Consider the following 15423-nt stretch of genomic DNA (forward strand, 5'->3'; position numbering starts at 1 on the left):
GGTGGATCACTTCTCTGCTGTGGCCAATCGGGAGCGGCTCATGCCGTACAGGAAGTAGAACACGAGGCCGACGACCATCCAGACACCGAAGACCTTCCAGGTGGCGGAGTCGAGGCTGAACATGTTGTACGCGCAGAAGCCGAAGCCGAGCACGGGGAAGAGCCAGCCGAGCGGCACCCGGAAGGTGCGCGGCATGTCGGGGCGGGTCCTGCGCAGGACGATGACGGCGATGTTGACCAGACCGAAGGCGAACAGGGTGCCGATGCTGGTGGCGTCGACGAGCTTGCCGAGCGGGATGACGGAGGCGAGGGCTCCGCAGAACAGCGAGACGATGACGGTGTTCACACGGGGCGTGCCGGTCTTCTTGCTGACCTTGCCGAATGTCTTGGGGACCAGGCCGTCGCGGGACATGGCGAACAGGACGCGGGTCTGGCCGTAGAGGACGGTGAGGACGACGGAGGCGATGGAGATGACCGCGCCCGCGGCGAGCAGCGTGCCCCAGAAGCTCTGGCCGCTGACGTCGTTCATGATCGCGGCGAGCGTGGCCTCGGAGCCCTCGAAGTCCTTCCAGTTCCAGGCGCCGACGGCGACGGCGGCGACCAGGACGTAGAGGGCGGTGACGATGACCAGCGACAGCATGATGGCGCGGGGCAGGTCGCGCTGCGGGTTCTTCGCCTCCTCACCGGCGGTGGAGGCGGCGTCGAAACCGATGTAGGAGAAGAAGAGGCTCGCGGCGGCGGCGCTGACGCCGGCCGTGCCGAGCGGCATGAAGTCCGCGTAGTTGCCGGACTTGAAGCCCATGAAGCCGATGGTGCAGAAGAGCACGAGGGCGGCGATCTTCACGACGACCATGATCGTGTTGGCGGTCGCCGACTCCTTGGCGCCGCCGAGCAGGAACACCATGGCGAGCAGCACGACGAGCAGGCCGGGCAGGTTCATGATCGCGCCGTCGGCCTCGCCGGGCGCCGCGGAGAGCGCGTCGGGGATGGTGACGCCGATGGTCCCGTCGAGGAGCTCGTTGAGGTACTCGCCCCAGCCGACCGCGACCGCGGCGACCGAGACGCCGTACTCCAGGACCAGGCACCAGCCGCAGACCCAGGCGACGAGTTCACCCATCGTTGCGTACGCGTACGAGTACGAGGAACCGGCCACCGGGATGGACCCGGCCAGCTCCGCGTAGGACAGCGCGGAGAAGAGCGCGGTGAGTCCGGCGATCACGAAGGAGATGGTGACGGCCGGGCCGGCCTTGGGGACGCTCTCGCCGAGGACGACGAAGATGCCGGTGCCGAGCGTGGCACCAATGCTGATCATGGTCAGCTGCCACATGCCGAGGGAGCGGCGCAGCGTGCCTCCGTCACCCTGGCCACCCTCCTCGACCAGGCGTTCCACCGGCTTGCGGCGCATGAGTCGGCCGGCGAGGCCAGGGGCGCCCGAGGGGCTTGGGCGGTTCTGCGGGGGTGCGCCTTGGTCGAGCACGCGCTGGCTCCTTCATCGCTGCCGGTCAGGGCGGCGAGGACCCGCGGCACCCGCGCTTGGCGACGGGAACCACCGAGCAGGCAGTCCCCGCCACACCACGTTCAGCGCCTGACTCTAGAGTCCATGGCTTCCCGACCGTAATGCAGCAACCTTGCGTACCGCCGAATGATCATTGCGCACTTCCGTCATATGCGTCTCTTCGTTGCGCGGTCCGTTTCGTCCGTTGCGTTCCGGCCCTGGACAGAGGAACGACGAAGGCCCCCGCGGACGCACCGCGGGGGCCTTCGTGCAGGTCAGAAGGGTTAGCTCCAGCTGGCGTGCAGGGGCTTGCCCTCCGCGTAGCCGGCGGCGCTCTGGATGCCGACCGTGGCCTTCTCGGCGAACTCCTCCAGGGAGGCGGCGCCCGCGTACGTGCAGGACGAGCGGACGCCCGCGATGATCGAGTCGATCAGGTCCTCGACGCCGGGCCGCGCCGGGTCGAGGAACATGCGGGAGGTCGAGATGCCCTCCTCGAAGAGCGCCTTGCGGGCGCGGTCGTACGCGGACTCCTCGGAGGTGCGGTTGCGCACGGCACGCGCGGAGGCCATGCCGAAGGACTCCTTGTAGGCGCGGCCCTGGGCGTCGTGCTGGAGGTCGCCCGGGGACTCGTAGGTGCCCGCGAACCACGAGCCGACCATGACGTTCGACGCGCCGGCTGCGAGCGCCATGGCGACGTCGCGCGGGTGGCGGACACCGCCGTCCGCCCAGACGTGCTTGCCGAACTTCTTGGCCTCGGCGGCGCATTCGAGCACCGCGGAGAACTGCGGGCGGCCCACGCCGGTCATCATGCGGGTGGTGCACATGGCGCCGGGGCCGACACCCACCTTGATGATGTCGGCGCCGGCCTCGATGAGGTCGCGGACGCCCTCGGCGGCGACGATGTTGCCCGCCACGATCGGGACCTTCGGGTCGAGCGCGCGCACGGCCTTGACCGCGGCGATCATCGACTCCTGGTGGCCGTGCGCGGTGTCGACGACGAGCGTGTCGACGCCCGCGTCGAGGAGCTGCTTGGCCTTGCCCGCGACGTCGCCGTTGATGCCGACGGCCGCGGCGATGCGCAGGCCGCCGTTGGCGTCGACGGCGGGGGTGTAGAGCGTGGCCCGCAGGGCGCCCGTACGGGTGAGGATGCCGGCGAGACGGCCGTCCTTGTCCACGGCGGGGGCGTAGCGCCGGTTGGCGGCGTCGAGCTTGTTGAAGGCGTCGCGCGGGTCGATGTCGGCGTCCAGGAGCAGCAGGTCCCTGGACATGACCTCGGAGAGCTGCGTGAAGCGGTCGACGCCCGTGAGGTCGGCGTCCGTGACGACTCCGAGGGGCTTCTGGTCGGCGTCGACGACGACGCCGGCGTCGTGCGCGCGCTTGGGGAGCAGGGCGAGCGCGTCCGCGACGGTCTGCGTGGGGGCCAGGACGATGGGGGTGTCCAGGACGTGGTGGCGCGTCTTGACCCAGGAGACGACCTCGGTGACGACCTCGATCGGGATGTCCTGGGGGATGACGACGAGGCCGCCGCGGCGGGCGACGGTCTCGGCCATGCGGCGGCCGGCGATCGCGGTCATGTTGGCGACGACCAGCGGGATCGTGGTGCCGGTGCCGTCGGGCGACGAGAGGTCCACGCCTTGGCGGGATCCGACGGCGGAGCGCCTCGGGACCATGAAGACGTCGTCGTACGTCAGGTCGTACGCAGGCTGGATGTCATTGAGGAAGCGCACGTGCTGCTCATCCCAGTCGATCAGAGGTGGCCCCCGGACATTTAGGCCGGGGGAAAAGCACGTACTTCATTGTCCCATGCCGCCGGGGTTGTGCCGCCTGGGACGATCACCCAGGCGGCCCGGTGGGGCCCTGGTCCGATCGTCCAAGAGCCACCCTGAAACGGAACAGATGGTTCAGCTGCCGCCACGCTCCGTGTCGGCGCCGTCGGCGGGACCGAGCGCGAGCACGATCTCGAGCCCGCCCTCCGTCGCCCCCCGCCAGTGCTCGACGGCCCCCGAGAACACTTCCTGGGCGATCCGCCACTCCCCCGGCGCCGCATCGGCGTACTCCTGCCATCCGGATACGACGAGCAGCCTCCCGCGCGCGGGGGGCTGCCACGACAGATCGGTGAGGCAGTCGGCCAGCGCGTCCCAGTTGCGCCCGAACCAGTCGGGCAGGCCGAGCCCGCGGGCGCAGCGCTCCATGAAGGCGGCCTTGTCCGTCACTCCCGCGAGGGAGAGCGCCGTGGTGGCCCAGCCCGCGCCGCGCGCGGCCTCCAGCACGGGCGCGAACGGTTCCCCGCCTACGTCGTGGGTCATTGCCTCAGCACCGCCTTGAAGGACGCGTAGTGATCGTCGGTGTAGTAGACCTCGTCGTGGCTGCCGGTGACGATCCGCCGGGCCCCGCGGTCCCGCTCGCCGGGCGTACGGACGGTGTACTCGTGGTAATAGCCACGCTTCCGCTCCGGCAGCTCACGCTCGTAGTTGCCGAAGACGGTGCCGTCCTTCGGGTACGGGAAGGGGCCGCCGTGGTCGATGAGGCGCAATGTCTCCCGCGCCTCGGCGGGCAGCCGGTCGTCCCGCACAGTGGCCATGCCGCGGGCCCAGTCGGGGACGTCCCGGTCACCGCCCCCGGACGAGCATCCGGCGACGAAAACCGCAAGACAGACGAGCAGAGCCCCCACGACGCGGGGAACAAACCGGTGCACCATGCGTCCGACCTTGCCACGGCGCCCCTTCAGGGGCGCGGGCAGCGACATGTGCGGCTCCGCCGCGTGGGCGCGAAAACCCCCCACGACCCGCAGACGCTCAGCTACCGTCCGGATCCGCCCGATTGAGCGCAGGCCGAGGCGCAGCGCCGGCAACAAGAAGCTGATCAGCCGCAGCCGTGTCCGTCACAAGGCTGGTGACAAGCCCGGACCGCAGCACCGCGTCGATCGCGGCAGCCTTCCGCTGCCCGCCGGCAATGGCGACAACTTCAGGAATCCGTCGGAGCCGGTCCGCTTCGACGGTGATGCACCGCTCCCCGAGGTCCCGCCCGACCCGACGCCCCTCGGCGTCGAACAGATGGGCAGACATCTCCGCGGCCACTCCCAGCGACGCGTAATGCGCCCGCTCCTCGTCGCTGAGCATGTCGTGGACGGTGGAGATCCCCGGCTCCCAGGAGCCGATGGACACGCAGGCGACCGTGACCTTGTCGAAGTACTCGAAGGCGCGGGCGATGCCGGTCTGGTTGCGCAGCGCCGCCGCGGTCGCGGGGTCGGGCAGCAGCATCGGCGCGTAGATGGGGTGCGCCTCGCCGCCGGACACCTGGGCGGCGCGACGGACGGCCTCGACGGAGCCGCGCTCCGCGGTCCCGGCGTCGTACACCCCCGTCAGCTGCACGACCGTGCACGGCGGCAGCTGGTCGAGCGCGGCCGCCATGTGGATCGTGGAGCGGCCCCAGGCCAGGCCGAGGACGTCGCCCTCGTTGACCAGCTCGCCGAGGAGGTCCGCCGCGACCTCGCCGAGGTTCTCGGGGTCGGGCGAGTCCTCGATCTCGTCGGTCGGCGCCGGGGACTCCACGACGACGGCGTGCCGCAGGCCGTAGCGGGCGCGCAGCGCGTCCGAGCGCTCCGCGTCCAGCTCGGCGGGCACGCGGATCTCGATGCGCACGAGATCACGCTCCAGGGCGGTCTCCAGGACCCGGGCCACCTTGAAGCGGCTGACGCCGAACTCCTCGGCGATCTGGATCTTGGACTTGCCCTCGAGGTAGAAGCGGCGGGCCATGGCCGCCGCCTGCACCAGCTCCGCGGGTCCCATCCGCATGGCTGACCGACCCGCCGACATGGCCGACACGGCGCTCTCCTCACTGCTGTTCACAAACTGGATTCGCCGTTCATCCTTGCAGATCCGGCCTGGTCGATCAGCCCTGGCGGACTGCGTTCACGTTCCCGTGGCTCAGTGGTCGCACGCCCAGCTGCTTGACGCGGTCTTTGCCTCGGCTTGGGTGCGCAATGAACGTACCGCGTCCGCGGGATCCTTGGCGCCGTAGACGGCGGAGCCGGCGACGAAGACATCGGCCCCGGCCTCGGCGCAGCGCTCGATGGTCTCTGCCGAGACCCCGCCGTCGACCTGCAGCCACATCTCCAGGCCGTGCTTGGCGATCAGCTCACGGGTGCGGCGGATCTTGGGCAGCATGATGTCGAGGAACGCCTGGCCGCCGAAGCCGGGCTCCACCGTCATGATGAGCAGCATGTCGAGCTCGGGGAGCAGGTCCTCGAACGGCTCGATGGGGGTCGCGGGCTTCAGCGCCATCGAGGCGCGGGCGCCCTTGGCACGGATCTCGCGCGCGAGCCGGACCGGCGCGGCGGCGGCCTCCGCGTGGAAGGTGACGGATCCGGCGCCCGCCTCGACGTACTGCGGGGCCCAGCGATCGGGGTCCTCGATCATCAGGTGGCAGTCCAGAGGCGTGTCCGTCGCACGGGCCAGGGACTCTACGACCGGCACCCCGAGGGTGAGATTCGGGACGAAGTGGTTGTCCATCACGTCGACGTGGAGCCAGTCGGCGCCCTCGACGGCCTTTGCCTCCTCGGCAAGACGGGCGAAGTCCGCGGACAGGATGCTGGGGTTGATCTGCACGGCCATGCCCCAAGCCTGCCATGCCCGGCGCGCGTTGCTGACCGCAGTCCACCGCATGGGCACAGCGGCTCCCGCGACCGCGTGCCGAGTGCCATGCTGGACGGTCCAGCGGCACCGCGCACGGCGAGCGGGGGGAAGCCATGGCGGAGGAATGGCGGCGGGAGCGGCGCGGCGTCGCGTGGCTGGTGTGCGGGCGGCGCACCAAGTGGCTGGTGGTGCTGTTCTGGCTGGTGGTGATCATCGTCGCGGCGCCCCTGGCCCAGAAGCTCACCGACGCCCAGGAGAACGACGCGGAGTCATGGCTGCCCGGCTCCGCCGAATCGACCCAAGTCCTGGACATCTCGGCCGAGTTCAGGCCCGAGGTGGTCCCCGCGATCATCGTGTACGCCCGCGAAGGCGGCCTCACCGCGGCGGACCGCGTACAGATCGCGCAGGACGTCCGCCAGGCCAAGGAGTTGCGCGTCCACGGCATCCGCGGCGCCGAGACCCGCGGTCCTCTGTACGACGAGAAGGCGGGCCCGGAGGCGGCCCAGGTGTACGTCCCGATCACCATGGACGCCGAGAGCTGGGAGCGCATCGGCCCCGCCGTCGACAGCATCCGGGAGCGGGTCGGGGACGGCGGCGACGGCTTGGCCGTGCACATCACCGGACCCGGCGGCACGGGCGCGGACTCGGCCGAGGCCTTCGAGGGCATCGACTCGACGCTGCTGCTCGCGGCGGCCGGCATCGTGATCGTCATCCTCCTGTTCACCTACCGCAGCCCGACCCTGCTGCTCGCCCCGCTGCTCTCCGTGATCACCGCGTTGTTCACCGCCCAGGCCTTCATCTACCTCCTCGCGGAGCACGCGGACCTGACGGTCAACGGGCAGAGCGCGGGCATTCTGACGGTCCTCGTCTTCGGCGCGGGGACCGACTACGCGCTCCTCCTGGTCGCTCGCTATCGCGAAGAACTGCGCCGCCACGAGGACCGTCACGAGGCGATGGCCCTCGCCCTGCACCGGGCGGGCCCCGCGGTCCTCGCGTCGGGCGCGACGGTCGTCCTGAGCATGCTCGTGCTGCTGGCCGCCGAGATGAACTCGACGAGCGGCCTCGGCCCGGTCGCCGCGATCGGCGTCACCGTGGGGCTCCTGGCGATGCTGTCGCTCTTCCCCGCCCTCCTCGTCATCTTCGGCCGGTGGTTCTTCTGGCCGCTGATCCCGCACGTCGGCTCCCCCGAGCCGACCGAACGCGGCCTGTGGGCGCGCACGGGCCGCCGCATCGACCGCCGCCCGCGGCTGATCTGGGGCGTCACGGCGGCGGCCCTCGCCCTGCTCTCGCTCGGACTCCTGCAGTTGCGGGCCGAGGGCCTCAGCAACGCGGACGCGTTCACCGACAAGCCGGACTCGATCACCGGCCAGGAGGTGCTCGCCCGGCACTTCCCCGCGGGCTCCGGCGATCCGCTGGTGATCGTGGCCGGCCAGGCACAGGACGACGCCGTGGCCCGCGCCGTACGGGACACCCGTGGCGTGGTGCCCGCGAGTGTCGCTCGGCCGCCGGGGACGAAGGCCGAGCACGACGGCAAGGTGCTGTTCGAGGCGACGCTGACCGACCCGTCGGACAGCGCGGCCGCGAAACGGACGGTGGAGCGGGTGCGCGACGCCGTCCACGCCGTGCCCGGCGCGGACGCGCGGGTGGGCGGCGGCACGGCGGCCCTTCTCGACATGGACCGCGCCACGGCCCACGACAACAAACTGATCATCCCCCTGGTGCTGGCCGTGGTCCTGCTGATCCTCGCCGTGCTGCTGCGCGCGGTGGTGGCCCCGCTGCTCCTCATCGCGACGGTGGTCCTGTCCTTCGCGACGGCCCTCGGCCTCAGCGCGCTGGCCTTCCGCCACCTCTTCGACTACGCGGGCGAGCCCACGGACTTCCCGCTCTTCGTCTTCGTGTTCCTGGTGGCGCTCGGCATCGACTACAACATCTTCCTGTCCACCCGCATCCGTGAGGAGGCGGGCCGCCAGGGAACGCGCGCGGGCGTCCTGACCGGTCTCGCCGCGACCGGCGCGGTGATCACGTCGGCGGGCCTTGTCCTCGCGGGCACGTTCGCCGCACTCGGCACGCTCCCGATGGTGGCGTTCGCCGAGATCGGCTTCGCGGTGGCGCTCGGCGTCCTGCTGGACACCTTCGTCGTACGTTCGGTCCTGGTGACGGCACTGTTCCTGGACGTCGGCCCGAAGGTGTGGTGGCCGCATCCACTGGCACGCCGTGGTGACTAGGCCCTTTTCGCCGCCCGCACGGGGATGGTGAGGCGGCGCACCTGGGGCAGGACCAGCGGGAGCAGCGCCGCGGCCGTGACCACGGCCGCGGCCCACGCGAGGGTGGTGTGCAGCCCGAACCCGGCCGCGACGGGTCCGGTGAGGAGGTACGCGACGGGGACGGGCAGCATCTGGCCGAGCGTCGAGTACGACAGGACCCTGCTGAGACGGTCGCCCGGGATGCGTTCCTGCAACAGGGAGAGCCATACGACCATGGCGAGTTCCAGGCCCGCGCCCGCCACGACGAACGCGGCCACGAGCGCGGGCAGCGGGGCGCGGACGGCCATCGCCGCGAGGGGCAGGGCCAGCAGCACGGTCCCGCCGCACACGACGGCGCCCGCGGCGGACGGCCGCCACGCCAGGGCCAGTGCGGCCCCCGCGATCAGGCCGCCGGTGAACGCGGACACGACCACGCCCCACAGCGCGGCCCCGCCGAGGACCCGCTGCGCGTACAGGGGCCCCAGCATCTGATATCCCGCCAGCCACGCGGAGCCGGTCACGGCGGCCTGACACACCATCACCGCCAGCCAGCGCCGCTGCCACACCTCCTGCCAGCCGCGGCCCATCTCGCCCCGCAGACCCGTGCCCGGCCGCCCTTGCCGTGGCGACGCGACGTCCGGACGTACGGCCGCCCTGTCCACGTTGATCCGCGCGAACAGCACGGCCGACACCGCGAACGTGACCGCGTCCCAGACGAGCGCCAGGGCGGGGCCCGCCGCGGCGATGAGCACACCGCCGAGCGCCGGGCTGGCCATCTTCCCCACGTTCTGCCCGAACTTCAGGAGTGCGTTGGCCGTACGCCGCTGCTCGGCCGGCACCACCTGGACGACGGCGCCGTCCGCCGCCGGAGCGAAGAAGGCGCCCGCGGCACCGCAGACCCCCGACGTGACCGCGAGCTGCCACGTGTGGACGACGCCGGACCAGATCAGACACGCGGCCGCCGTCTCGGCGAGCGCGCAGACGACGTTGGACCACACCATCACGCGCACGCGGCGGTACCGGTCGGCGATCACGCCGCCGACCGGCAGCAGAACGATCTGCGGCAGGACACCGGCCGCGAGCACGATCCCCAGGGCCTGCGGTCCGCCGCCGGTGGCGAGCGCGGCGAACGCGAGAGCCAGCGGCGCGACGGCCGAGCCCGCCCACGACAACAGATAGCCGCACCAGTGCAGCCGGAAGCCGCGCCGGGCGAGCGGCACGACAGCCTCGCGCAGCCGGGCCCGCCACCTGTTCCGCACATCGGTCCGGGGCTCCGTCGGATCCGGCGGCGCCGCGCTGACCGGCTTCATCCCGGTGACTCTAGGTCGGCGCCGGGCCCGCGCACGCCGGGCGCGCCAGCCTCCCCCGGACGGTCAGCCATCCGAGGGAGCGAGTCGTACGGCTCGGTCTCCGAAGCCGTCAGGCGGTGCGCCGGATCAGCGCCAGATACATCGCGTCCGTGCCGTGCAGATGCGGCCACAGCTGTACGTCGGGTCCGTCGCCCAGCGCCGGGACGCCCGGCAGCAGGGGCCGCGCGTCGACGAGTTCGGCGCCGCCGCCGTGCTTGAGGACGTCGTCCACGACGGCCCGTGTCTCGGCGAGGTGCGGGGAGCACGTGGCGTATCCGACGATGCCGCCGACCCGCACCGACTCCATCGCCGTGCGCAGCAGGCCGCGCTGGAGCGGGGCGAAGCCGTCCAGGTCCTGCGGGCGGCGGCGCCAGCGGGCCTCGGGGCGGCGGCGCAGGGCGCCGAGTCCCGTGCAGGGCACGTCCATCAGGACGCGGTCGAACGTGCCGGGCCGCCACGGCGGGCGGGTGCCGTCGGCCGCGACGACCTGGTAGGGGCCGGGGTTCCCGGCCAGTGCCTGGGCGACGAGGCCGGCCCGGTGCGGCTGCTTCTCCGCGGCGAGGAGCGCGGCGCCGCGCTGGGAGGCGAGGCCGGCGAGCAGGGCCGCCTTGCCGCCGGGTCCCGCACAGCCGTCGAGCCACTTCTCGTCGGGTCCTTCGAGCGGGGCGTTCGCGAGTGCGAGCGCGACCAGCTGGCTGCCCTCGTCCTGCACGCCCGCGCGCCCTTCGCGCACGGCCTCCAGGGAGCCGGGCTCGCCGCCCTCGCTGAGCCGCACGGCGTGGGGCGACCAGCGTCCGGGCAGCGCGGAGTCCTCGCCGACGGAGTCGAGCAGTTCGTCGGCGGTGGTGCGGCCGGGGCGCGCCACGAGTGTCACCTCGGGCCGCTCGTTGTCCGCCTCCAGCAGGTCCTCGATGCCGGCGCGGCCGCCGCCGAGGGAGTCCCACAGCGCCGAGACGACCCAGCGGGGGTGCGAGTGGACGACGGCGAGGTGGTCCTCGGCGTCCTCGTCGTAGGGCGGCGCGACCTTCTGCACCCAGCCGTCGAGGTCGTCCTGGGAGACCTTGCGCAGCACGGCGTTGACGAACTTGGCGCGTCCGTCGCCGAGCACCACGCGGGCCAGCTCCACCGAGGCGGAGACGGCGGCGTGGGTCGGGATGCGCGTGCCGAGCAGCTGGTGCACCCCGAGGTTGAGCACGTCGAGGACGGGCGGGTCGACCTCGCGCAGCGGCCGGTCGATGCAGGCCGCGACGATCGCGTCGTACGTCCCCTGGCGGCGGAGCGTTCCGTAGACCAGCTCGGTGGCGAGCGCCGCGTCCCGCGCGTCGAAGTCGCCCTTCTCGCGCGCCTTGCGCAGGAGGGGCGGCAGGACGAGGTTGGCGTACGCGTCGCGCTCGTCGACCGCCCGCAGCGCCTCGAAGGCGAGGAAGCGGACGGGGTCCTTCTGCGGGCGGCGGTAGGGCTTGCCGGACTTCCCCGACGGTTTACGGGGTCGCCGGTTCGGCTGGTCGTTCAAAGGTGCTCCGCTGCTGGAATGGGTCCGAACCCACTCAGCCTACGTCGCCGGGCCCCATGCGCTCACCCGGGGCGATCCGGACCCCGCGCGCCCAGTCCGCGCCGCGCATCGGCTTCTTGCCCTGCGGCTGGACCCAGAGCAACTCGACGGCGTGCGAACCGGAACCGACGTACACGTTGTTCTTGGCGGCGGAGATCTCGCCGGGCGCGAGGTCGGTGCGGTCCTGGACGAGCGCGGCCTGGATGATCTTCAGCCGCTCGCCGCGGAAGACGGTCCAGGCGCCGGGCGCGGGGGTGCAGCCGCGCACGACGCGGTCCACGCGCATCGCGGGCGCCGCCCAGTCCACCTGGGCGTCCTCGACGGTGATCTTCGGGGCGAGGGTGACGCCGTCGGCGGGCTGCGGCACCGCCTGCAGGGTGCCGTCCTCGATGCCGTCCATGGTCGCGACGAGCAGCCCGGAGCCCGCGAACGCGAGACGCGTGAGCAGGTCCCCGCTGGTGTCGGTGGGCCGCACCGCTTCGGTGACCGTCCCGTACACGGGCCCGGAGTCGAGGCCCTGCTCGATCAGGAACGTCGAGGCCCCGGTGATCTCGTCGCCCGCCATCACCGCGTGCTGCACCGGCGCGGCACCGCGCCAGGCGGGCAGCAGCGAGAAGTGCAGGTTGACCCAGCCGCGGGCCGGGATGTCCAGGGCGGTCTTCGGCAGCAGCGCGCCGTACGCGACGACGGGGCAGCAGTCGGGGCCGATCTCGCGCAGCCGCGCCAGGAACTCCTCATCGCGCGGCTTCGCGGGCTTCAGCACCTCGATGCCGGCCTCCTCGGCGCGCTCCGCGACCGGGCTCGCGACCAGCCTGCGGCCCCGCCCGGCGGGCGCGTCCGGGCGGGTCACCACGGCGGCCACCTCGTGCCGGTCGGAGGCGATCAGGGCGTCCAGTGCGGGGACGGCGACCTCGGGAGTGCCGGCGAAGACAAGCTTCACTGAGGGGTACCTCGGATCTCTGGTCAGTGGTGGTCGGTGGGCGAATCGCCGTGGTCGACGGGTGGGCGACGGCAGCACACCAGTCTATGGGCCGCGCACGGACCCCGCCCGAGCCGGTCTTGCCGACGCCGCGGACGCTGTGCGCTGCCGGGGGCGTACGAAGCGCCGCGCGCCCTGTGCATATGCATATACGCCCCTGCACCGTGACCCCACACGAACTAGCGCGTTGGTCAAGAAAGAGTTGACCACAACGGGCCGCCGACGCGGCCCGATCCTTTTCAACGCCGGTTCGAGAGGCTTGTTCATGGCCGACCACGCAACCCACGACGCCCAGGCACGGGCCAGCCTGCACCTCCTGGTACGGGACATCGAGCGGGTCCGGCGGCAGGTGGACGCGCTGCGCACCCTCACCGCGCAGCTCGGCAACGTCTACCGCCCGCGCCGCTCCAGCCCGTCCGCGGGCTTCGTCGTGTACGGGCGGGCCCCCGCCCCGACCGTCCGTCTCGCCCAGGAACTCCGGGACAGCGTCGAGACGCTGGTCACGGCGGCGGTCGACTTCGACCGCTCGCTGGGGTTCTCGTGGGACGCGGTGGGCTCGGCCCTCGGCGTCACCAAGCAGGCGGTCCACCGTCGTTACGGCGCGCGACGGGCCACCACGCAGGCGGCGGCCGAGGCGGAGCGCGCGGCGGAGACCCCGGCGCCCACGGTCACGTCGACGGCGACGCGCCCCCTCCCGGTCGGCGTACCGCTGCCGTCCGTGCCCGCGGCCCGCACGATGCCGACGCAGCCCACGGCGGGCAGCCCCACGCTCCGCGAGGAGCCCCGGCCGACGGCTTTCCCCGGCCCGCGCAACGGCTGACCCCACCCCACCGACCGCTGCCCTCTCGCGCCTCCGCCAAGGACGAGGGGGCAGCTTCCTGCGCGGGTAACGTCCACGCACCCTCGGCTCACCCGATGTCCAATGGGTCCACCCGCACGCGCACAGGCTCTCCCCCCGCCTCCCGCGCGCCCTTCGCGCCCCGCGCCATCCGCGCGGCCTGTGCCGTCTTCAGCGAAGCGGCGAGTGCGGCCCCGCTGCCCGGCGGCACCCGGATGAGCACGCGTTCCCACGGCTCGGGACCGGGCGGCACACCGGCGCCGCGCCGCGCCGCTGCGGAACCGGTTGGGCCGGGCGCACCGCCCCGCACCGGAACCGGCCCCAACACCACCGCGTCCCCCGGCAGTTCGGCACCGCCCAGGAACTCCGCCAGCGCCTCCGGCGGGCCGGACACCGACGCCATGCGCGACACCGGCGGGAAGCCCAGCTCGGCGCGTTCCGCGAGCTCACGTACCGCGTGGCCCACCGGGTCCCACCGCACCAGCGCCTGCACGGGCCGCAGGGTCGGCTCGGCCACGACGACCACCGTGCCGCCCGCGCCCTGCGGCCGGACCAGTGACGCGGCGCCGACCCAGCGCCGCAGCGCGTCCTCGCCGGCCCGCAGGTCGGGGCGGCCCAGCATGGCCCAGCCGTCGAGCAGCAGGGCAGCCGCGTAACCGCCCTCGGCGACGGGCTCCGCGCCCGGTGTGCTCACCACCAGCGCCGGTGCCCCCGGAACCGTGTCGAGCACCTGCTCACGGCCCGACGTCCGCACCGGCACCGCGGGAAACGCCCGGCCCAGCTCCTCCGCGGTCCTGCGCGCCCCGACGACCTGCGCGCGCAGCCGGAACCCGCCGCAGGACTCGCAGTGCCAGGAAGCCTCCTCCACCCCGCACCAGCCGCATCGCAGCGCGGCCCCGCTCCCCTGCGCCTCCAGCGGCCCCGCACAATGCCTGCACCGGGCCGGCTCACGACACCGCTCACAGGCGAGCCGCGGCACGTAACCACGCCGGGGCACCTGCACCAGCACGGGTCCGTGCTTCAGCCCCTCCCGTGCGACCTGCCACGCCAGCGTCGGCAGCCGCGCGGCCCGCGCCGCCTCGTCGCGCGCGAGGTCCAGGTCGCCCACGGTCCGCACGAGCGGCGCGGCGCCCCGCACCTGCTCGCGGTCGGCGACGAGCGGCGCGGCCCACCCGCTCTCGACGAGCTGCGCCGCCTCGACCGTGCAGCTCCAACTCCCGAGCAGAAAACCGCACTTGTCCCGCGTGGCCCGCAGCTCGAGCACTTCCCTCACATGCGGGAACGGTGCCCTGTCGTCGCTGTGGTTGGAGTCCCCGTCGTCCCAGACGACGACGAGCCCCAGGTTCCGCACGGGCGCGAACATGGCGGCCCGGGTGCCGACGACGGCCCGCACGGTCCCGCGCCGCACGGCCAGCCACTCCTGGTAGCGCCGTTCCTGCCCGGCGTCGGCGGTGAGCAGCGCATGCTGTCCCGGACCGAGCAGCCGGTTCAGCGCGGCGTCCACGCGCGCGGCGGGCCGCCCGGTCGGCACGACGACGAGGGCACCCCGCCCCGACGCGAGGGTGGCCTGCACGGCTCGGGCGATCTCCTCGGCCCACTCGGGTCCGGGCAGCGCCGTCCACACGGCGCGGGGCGCGCCCCCCGAGGCAAGGGAGCGCAGGAATTCGACGCCGTGCCCGTACCTCCCCCAGCTCCCCGGTTCGGGCGCGGCCGGCGGGGCGGGCGGCTCGGGGGCCGCCTTGGCCTCGGCGCGCGCGTGCCGGGGCGGTACCGCGAGCTGCAGGACGTCGGCGAGGCTGCCCGCGTAGCGGTCCGCCACGGCCCGCGCCAGCTCCAGGAGCCCGGAGTCGAGCACCGGCTCAGGCGAGACGACCTGCGCCAGCGCCGCCAACGGTCCGTTGTAGTCGGTCTCCGCGCACCGCTCGACGATGAACCCGTCGATCAGCCCGCCTCCCTCGCGGCGCCCCTCCCGCACGTTCCGCGACCCGGCCCCGAACCGCACCCGGACCCGCACCCCGGGCTGTGCTTCGGCGTCCAGTTCCTCCGGCACGGCGTAGTCGAAATAGCGGTCGAGATGCAGCACGCCCTTGTCCACCAGCACCCGCGCGACCGGCAGCTCCTTGGCCAGCGCGGCTCCCCGCCAGGTCCGGGGCTTGGCGCGCGGCACCTTGGCCCTGCGCACCGACTCCCGGATCAGCGCAAGCTGCTCCGGCTCCTCGGCCCCCCCACCCTCGAACCCCTCGTTCTCCCTGCTCACAGCTGCATTCCTACCAGACCGCACTGACACGGCCGCACGGCCGCGACAACGCCGAGGCCCGGCACCCCCGCAGGGGT

At 73.1% G+C, this 15423-nt stretch carries 12 protein-coding genes; 2 read left to right on the top strand and 10 right to left on the bottom strand.

What is annotated here, in order from left to right; genetic code table 11:
- Positions 1 to 6: 6 nt before the first annotated feature.
- The 6 genes from DEJ47_RS05750 to rpe all read right to left on the bottom strand — a co-directional run bounded on the left by DEJ47_RS05750 (position 7) and on the right by rpe (position 6107).
- The gene (locus DEJ47_RS05750; RefSeq protein ID WP_150165556.1) at positions 7 to 1476 is read right to left on the bottom strand and encodes an amino acid permease; all 1470 of its coding nucleotides are present in this window, start codon (positions 1474 to 1476) and stop codon (positions 7 to 9) included.
- A gap of 302 nt (positions 1477 to 1778) precedes the next feature.
- Complete coding sequence (locus DEJ47_RS05755) at positions 1779 to 3221, bottom strand: GuaB1 family IMP dehydrogenase-related protein (protein WP_150165558.1); 1443 nt, start codon at positions 3219 to 3221, stop codon at positions 1779 to 1781.
- A gap of 174 nt (positions 3222 to 3395) precedes the next feature.
- Entirely contained in the window at positions 3396 to 3800 is a 405-nt protein-coding gene (locus DEJ47_RS05760) for a barstar family protein (protein WP_150165559.1), read from the bottom strand.
- A complete protein-coding gene (locus DEJ47_RS05765; protein ID WP_150175457.1) occupies positions 3797 to 4192 on the bottom strand; it encodes a ribonuclease domain-containing protein in 396 nt (131 codons plus the stop codon). The genes DEJ47_RS05760 and DEJ47_RS05765 overlap by 4 nt, the downstream gene beginning before the upstream one ends.
- 97 nt (positions 4193 to 4289) lie before the next feature.
- Complete coding sequence (locus DEJ47_RS05770; RefSeq protein WP_150165561.1) at positions 4290 to 5342, bottom strand: sugar-binding transcriptional regulator; 1053 nt, start codon at positions 5340 to 5342, stop codon at positions 4290 to 4292.
- A gap of 78 nt (positions 5343 to 5420) precedes the next feature.
- Complete coding sequence (gene rpe / locus DEJ47_RS05775; RefSeq protein ID WP_150165563.1) at positions 5421 to 6107, bottom strand: ribulose-phosphate 3-epimerase; 687 nt, start codon at positions 6105 to 6107, stop codon at positions 5421 to 5423.
- Between the two features lie 134 nt (positions 6108 to 6241).
- On the opposite strand from rpe, the gene DEJ47_RS05780 reads away from it, so the two are divergent.
- Complete coding sequence (locus tag DEJ47_RS05780) at positions 6242 to 8353, top strand: MMPL family transporter (protein WP_150165565.1); 2112 nt, start codon at positions 6242 to 6244, stop codon at positions 8351 to 8353.
- Here DEJ47_RS05780 and DEJ47_RS05785 read toward each other — a convergent pair.
- The 3 genes from DEJ47_RS05785 to fmt form a co-directional block, all read right to left on the bottom strand.
- Positions 8350 to 9681 carry an MFS transporter gene (locus DEJ47_RS05785; RefSeq protein ID WP_150165567.1) on the bottom strand — a complete coding sequence of 444 codons (1332 nt, stop codon included), beginning with the start codon at positions 9679 to 9681 and terminating at the stop codon, positions 8350 to 8352. The genes DEJ47_RS05780 and DEJ47_RS05785 overlap by 4 nt on opposite strands.
- 109 nt (positions 9682 to 9790) lie before the next feature.
- Positions 9791 to 11233 (bottom strand): RsmB/NOP family class I SAM-dependent RNA methyltransferase, encoded by a 1443-nt coding sequence (locus DEJ47_RS05790; RefSeq protein ID WP_150165569.1) that lies wholly within the window; start codon positions 11231 to 11233, stop codon positions 9791 to 9793.
- A 34-nt stretch (positions 11234 to 11267) separates the two neighbouring features.
- Positions 11268 to 12212: a methionyl-tRNA formyltransferase gene (gene fmt, locus DEJ47_RS05795; RefSeq protein WP_150165571.1), complete on the bottom strand. Its 945-nt coding sequence runs from the start codon at positions 12210 to 12212 to the stop codon at positions 11268 to 11270.
- 304 nt (positions 12213 to 12516) lie between these two features.
- On the opposite strand from fmt, the gene DEJ47_RS05800 reads away from it, so the two are divergent.
- A complete protein-coding gene (locus DEJ47_RS05800; protein ID WP_150165573.1) occupies positions 12517 to 13071 on the top strand; it encodes a hypothetical protein in 555 nt (184 codons plus the stop codon).
- Positions 13072 to 13159: 88 nt separating this feature from the next.
- On the opposite strand, the gene DEJ47_RS05805 is transcribed toward DEJ47_RS05800, so the two are convergent.
- A complete protein-coding gene (locus DEJ47_RS05805) occupies positions 13160 to 15346 on the bottom strand; it encodes a primosomal protein N' (protein WP_150165575.1) in 2187 nt (728 codons plus the stop codon).
- Between the last annotated feature and the right edge of the window lie 77 nt (positions 15347 to 15423).

This window comes from Streptomyces venezuelae, assembly GCF_008642355.1.
Taxonomy (GTDB): domain Bacteria; phylum Actinomycetota; class Actinomycetes; order Streptomycetales; family Streptomycetaceae; genus Streptomyces; species Streptomyces venezuelae_B.